Genomic DNA, 5,195 nt, shown 5'->3' on the forward strand with positions numbered 1-5,195 from the left:
CGCCGTGAACCTTCCGAATATGTGCGCCAGTGCTTCGCCAATGCCACCCGCTATCTGGAACCTGAAGTGGCCCTGCGGCTGGGTATCCGACAGTTAAAATACGAAACGTCGCCCAAGGTGAAAGCCCAGTTCCTGCTGATCCTGCTGGAGCATGAATGGTCACAAGACCAGCTGGATCGCATTCTGAACGAGCTGCTGAAGCTACTGAAAAGCGACGCCCAGCCATTTTTACTGCGCACGGTGCTGCATGTGCTACCCCAGTTGATGCATGAATGTACACCGCGGTTAAACCTGGATGCCGACTGTATGGAGCAGCTTGATGCGCAGCTGACCTGGCTGAACACAAACCATCAGGATACCCGCCTGCGCCGCTGGGCGGCTGAGTGTCGCGAAACCATTTTCTTCTATACCAGTCAGGCAGCATTTGATGCCGGCCAACGAGAAGCACTGCAGCAGCTGCCCATGGAAAGCAGCATGAAACTGGAATTGCCGCCTGAGGAACTGAATGAACGCGGGTTCCGGCAACTGGCCTGGCTTGCCTCGAAACGCTTCGGATTTAATCTGCGGGTGAAAGCGGGCGGAACAGCCAAAGTATGGGCAGGCTTTAAATGGCGGCCGCGACTGTGGCGGGTCATCCATGAGTGGCGCAAGCCCTCCACCGATAAGCGCCAGAATCATAACCACATCAAAGGCCGCGCCTACTACGGCCTGCATCAGTTCAACAGCCGTATTGTGGCTGAACAGAGCATCACCAAGGTGCCCGGCGAGCCCATTTATATCAACGACGAAAGCGGCGAGCGCAGCTATCTGCCACTGGTCGATCAGCTGATATCCTGCCTTGATCAGCGCTGGCCGACTGAACCCCTGCGCATCTACAGCACCGAGGGCGTCACCGAAATCACGCCACCGGGGGGTCTCTATGCACGCTTTAAAGCCCGCTGGCGACTGCAGTGGAACTTCGCCAAATTTGCCCGGCTGCGTAACTGGCAGGAAGGCGACAGCTTTGATGCCAGCGCCTACCTGAAAAAGGTAACCCAGCTGGGCTTTAAGATATCCGTGCGCGGCTACGCCGACGCCAAAGGGAAGCCGTACCCGATCGAGCCGCGGGTGAAGCGCTTTTTCCCGGCGATTGCTTTTCCGTTCGCCATTCCCTCGCTTAGTGATATGCAGAATTATTTCTATTCGGTATACCAGAACACCATTATGCAGCTACTGGCCTTTACCTCGCTGTTTTTTGCCGGCTTTATGGCCAGCCACATCTGGAAACTGAAGGATCTTAAGCGCCACCGCAATAAATTGCCGCTGGTTATCGGCGGCTGGGGTACCCGCGGTAAATCCGGTACCGAACGCCTGAAAGCGGCGGTACTGAACGAGCTGGGCCTGAGCGTGGTGTCGAAAACCACCGGCTGTGAGGCCATGTTCCTGTACGGCAACGCCAACCGGCCAATGAAAGAGATGTTCCTGTTCCGCCCCTACGACAAAGCCACCATCTGGGAGCAGGTATTCTTAACCAAATTCAGCGCCAAACTCGGCGTCGACGCCTTTTTATGGGAGTGCATGGGGCTGACACCACGTTACATCGAAATTCTGCAAAGCCAGTGGATGCGCGATGATATCTCCACCATCACGAACTGCTATCCGGATCACGAGGATATTCAGGGCCCGGCGGGCATTGAAATCCCCATAGTGATGCAGAACTTCATCCCGAAAAAAGGCGATGTGTACACCACGGAAGAATCCATGCTGCCGGTACTACAGGACGAAGCTCATCGCAAAGAAGCCCGCCTGACCTCTGTTACCTGGCTGGAAGCCGGCCTGATCACCGGTGATGTGCTGGAGCGATTCCCTTACGCCGAGCATCCTAATAATATCGCTCTGGTGCGAACCATGTCCGAGCGCCTCGGTGTGCGCAGCGACGTTGCTCTAAAAGCGATGGCCGATAATGTTATTGCCGACCTTGGCGTATTGAAACTTTATCCCGTGGTACCCGTGCAGGGCCGCTTTATTGAATTTGTGAACGGCATGTCGGCCAATGAGCGCCTGGGCGCTTTAGGTAACTGGGAGCGTACCGGATTCTCTTCGCACAATCTGGAAAAAACGCCGGCGGTGTGGACCGGCATCGTCGTGAACAACAGGGCCGACCGGGTCGCCCGCTCGCGGGTATTTGCCGAGATGCTGGTGGCGGATATTCAGGCCGATCGGTACTACTTTATCGGCAATAACCTGGATGGCCTGCAAACCTATATTACCGAGGCCTGGCAAAGCTTCGCCGCGCAGTTCAGAGAAGGCACGCAGGCTGAAGAGCTCGAGCAACGGCTTAACGGCCTGTGCCGCCGCTATCATATAGCCAATAATATTGAGCCCGTTAAAAAGCGTATCGCCGGTGCCTTGCAGGGTATGGATGTGGCTGATGAGGCCATTGCTAAGCTGGTGTCCGGCGCTGACAGCTGGGCTGATGAAGCCCAGCTAAATGACGCCTTTGCGCAACTGCAGGATCAAGCCCCTGAGGCCCAGCTTGAAAGCGTCGCCGGAATGGCCCGGCAGATGCACCAGGAATACCGCCACTGGCAGAGCCTGGGCGAGGCCGGCAAGCTGACCTCAACAGATGCCATGGACGAGGTGCTGGACTGGATTTTTGAACGCTTCAAGGCACGCTGGGTGGTGGTCGAAAATTACTATTCGACCGGCAACCAGACCGTGCAGACCCTGATTGACCATACCCCGCCGGGGCTGCGCACCCGTATTATCGGGGTGCAGAATATCAAAGGCACCGGCTTAGACTTTGTCTACCGCTGGCAGGCCTGGGACAGAGTGCACCACTTTGGCACCACGCTGCGCGAATCGCGCAATCTGAACGAGGTGCAGACCGCAGCCCGCTCGCTGGCAACCTGGCAGGAGTTCGGCGTGCTGGATAAAGAGTTCGTGACCACCACCATAGAAATAGCCCGGTCGCGGCAGATCTGCCAACAGGAAAGCATTCAGGCTGATCTGCGCATTACTGAGCAGCAGCTGAAGCGCCAGCTGGCTGAAATGGAAAAAGCGCTGGATGAGGGCTCCATCGACTCGGGTTGGCGTAACAAAGTGCTCACCTCGCTCGAGGCCTTTCTTGATTCCGGGGATGCCGTGAAGCGGCGCAAAACCGCCCAGGCTATCTACACCGCCATGCTAAACAATACCATTAGCATGGAACGGGCGACTTACCAGCTGGCCGAGCTCAATAAAGCCCAGAAAGGCGGTTGGCTGATCCGCATGATTAAGCGGCGGTTTGCGGAGCGCAAGGGAGCTTAAGCATGCTGAAAGAGGACACCACCATGTCAGACAAAGTCTCTACTATCGGCCAGATCGCGATCACCGTCAGCGACGTCGGACAGGCGCTTGAGTTCTATCGCGACGCCCTGGGGCTAGAGTCTCTATTCAGTGCCGGTCCGAACCTGGCGTTTCTGAATGCCAACGGCGTACGCCTGATGCTCACCACACCGCAGGGTGCCGGCGCAGTGGGCGCTAACTCCATTCTTTATTTCCGGGTGACGGATATCGAAACATGCCACGCTGCTATCGTTAAGCGCGGCGCAAACACGGAACGCGAGCCGCAGCTTGCGGCGACGATGCCGGATCATGAGCTCTGGACAAGTTTTGTCCGGGATCCGGACGGCAATCTGGTGGGGTTGATGGAAGAAAAACGCTGACGGCTAATCCGCCGGAAAGTAATAAACCCGCTGAATCAAATCTCCGGAGAATTCATAAACGGCTAAGCTTTTTTGCGTCCGTCGCACATCGTTTTGCAGCCAGGAGGCTTGCTCTATGGTACTAACGTGCGTACCCACCTCGCTTATTTCGAGCAGTTCACTGCGGCAAGAAGGACAGGACTCAAAGTAGCCGTCCATCGCTTCGGTTAATGCATTTTTACCGCTGGTCTGAACCGCGATCACATCACCATTAACGGACAACCACTGCACATCAGCAGTAACGTACCGAGCCATCTGCGCGCTGTCGTGGCTATTGAACGCCGCAACAAACTGCCTGACCTGTTCGACTTGCCCGGAGTGAGCAAAGCTCACCCCTGGCATCAGCCAACAGAGCAACAGGAAGTTGCGGCACAGATGACGCATCGCCTTCAGAACCTACTGGCCCTTATTGGCGCTGATATAGTCGTTGACGAACTGCTCAAGAATATTCAGCGGTACCGGACCACTGGCCAGCACGATGTCGTGGAATTCACGGATGTCGAAAGCATCGCCGAGTTCGGCTTTGGCTTTCTCACGCAGTTCCAGGATCTTGATCATGCCAATCTTGTACGCAGTGGCCTGGCTTGGCATCACAATGTGACGCTCAACCATTTTCACAGCGTCGGCACGGGCGTTCGGCGTGTTGGTTACGTAGTACTCGATACCCTCTTCGCGCGTCCATTTCTTCGAATGGATACCGGTATCAACCACCAGACGGCAAGCGCGCCACAGTTCCATGGCTAAGCGGCCAAAGTCGGAATATGGGTCTTCATAGTAGCCATATTCTTTTGGCAGGAATTCGCTGTACAGGCCCCAACCTTCGCTGTAAGCGGTGTAGCGACCGAACTTACGGAACGACGGAATGCCTTCAAGCTCCTGCTGAATAGCGATCTGCATGTGGTGACCAGGGATACCCTCGTGGTACGCCAGGGCTTCCATCTGGTAAGTCGGCATCGACGCCATGTCGTACAGGTTGGCGTAATAGGTGCCCGGACGCGAACCGTCCATAGAAGGCTGCTGATAGAAGGCCTTGCCCGCAGATTTTTCACGGAACGGCTCAACTGCTTTTACGATCAGGTCGGCTTTTGGCTGACGCAGGAACAGCTGGTCCAGGCGGCCTTTCATGCTGTCGATGTAGGCAGTCGCCTCATCCAGGTAGCGCTGGCGCCCTTCGTCGGTAGCCGGATAGATGAAGTCTTCGTTGTTACGCATGTACACGAAGAACTCCTGCAGGGTACCTTCGTAACCCACTTTCTCCATGATCACACGCATTTCATCGTGAATGCGGGCCACTTCGCTCAGACCGATTTGGTGGATCTCTTCAGCCGTCAGGTCAGTGGTAGTAGTGCGCTTCAGGGCATTGTTGTAGAAGGCTTCGCCTTCCGGGAACTTCCAGGCACCGTCTTTGGTGGTTGCTTGCGCAGCGATGTCTTCAACCGCGGCGATCAGGTTCTGGTACGCCGGCTTAAC

At 56.1% G+C, this 5,195-nt stretch carries 4 protein-coding genes; 2 read left to right on the top strand and 2 right to left on the bottom strand.

The features are described from left to right. A partial coding sequence (locus R3196_RS10670; protein WP_318936755.1) for a hypothetical protein occupies positions 1 to 3,288 on the top strand: 3,288 nt, incomplete at its 5' end. Between the two features lie 2 nt (positions 3,289 to 3,290). Then, positions 3,291 to 3,686 carry a VOC family protein gene (locus tag R3196_RS10675; protein ID WP_318936756.1) on the top strand — a complete coding sequence of 132 codons (396 nt, stop codon included), beginning with the start codon at positions 3,291 to 3,293 and terminating at the stop codon, positions 3,684 to 3,686. 3 nt (positions 3,687 to 3,689) lie between these two features. Here the strand turns inward: R3196_RS10675 and R3196_RS10680 are convergent, their stop codons facing one another. Next, positions 3,690 to 4,109 (bottom strand): nuclear transport factor 2 family protein, encoded by a 420-nt coding sequence (locus R3196_RS10680; protein ID WP_318936757.1) that lies wholly within the window; start codon positions 4,107 to 4,109, stop codon positions 3,690 to 3,692. 12 nt (positions 4,110 to 4,121) lie between these two features. Then, positions 4,122 to 5,195, bottom strand: a 1,074-nt coding sequence (locus R3196_RS10685) for a DUF885 domain-containing protein (RefSeq protein WP_318936758.1), incomplete at its 5' end; no start/stop codon positions are given.

Source organism: Pseudidiomarina sp., from assembly GCF_033722695.1.
GTDB lineage: Bacteria > Pseudomonadota > Gammaproteobacteria > Enterobacterales > Alteromonadaceae > Pseudidiomarina.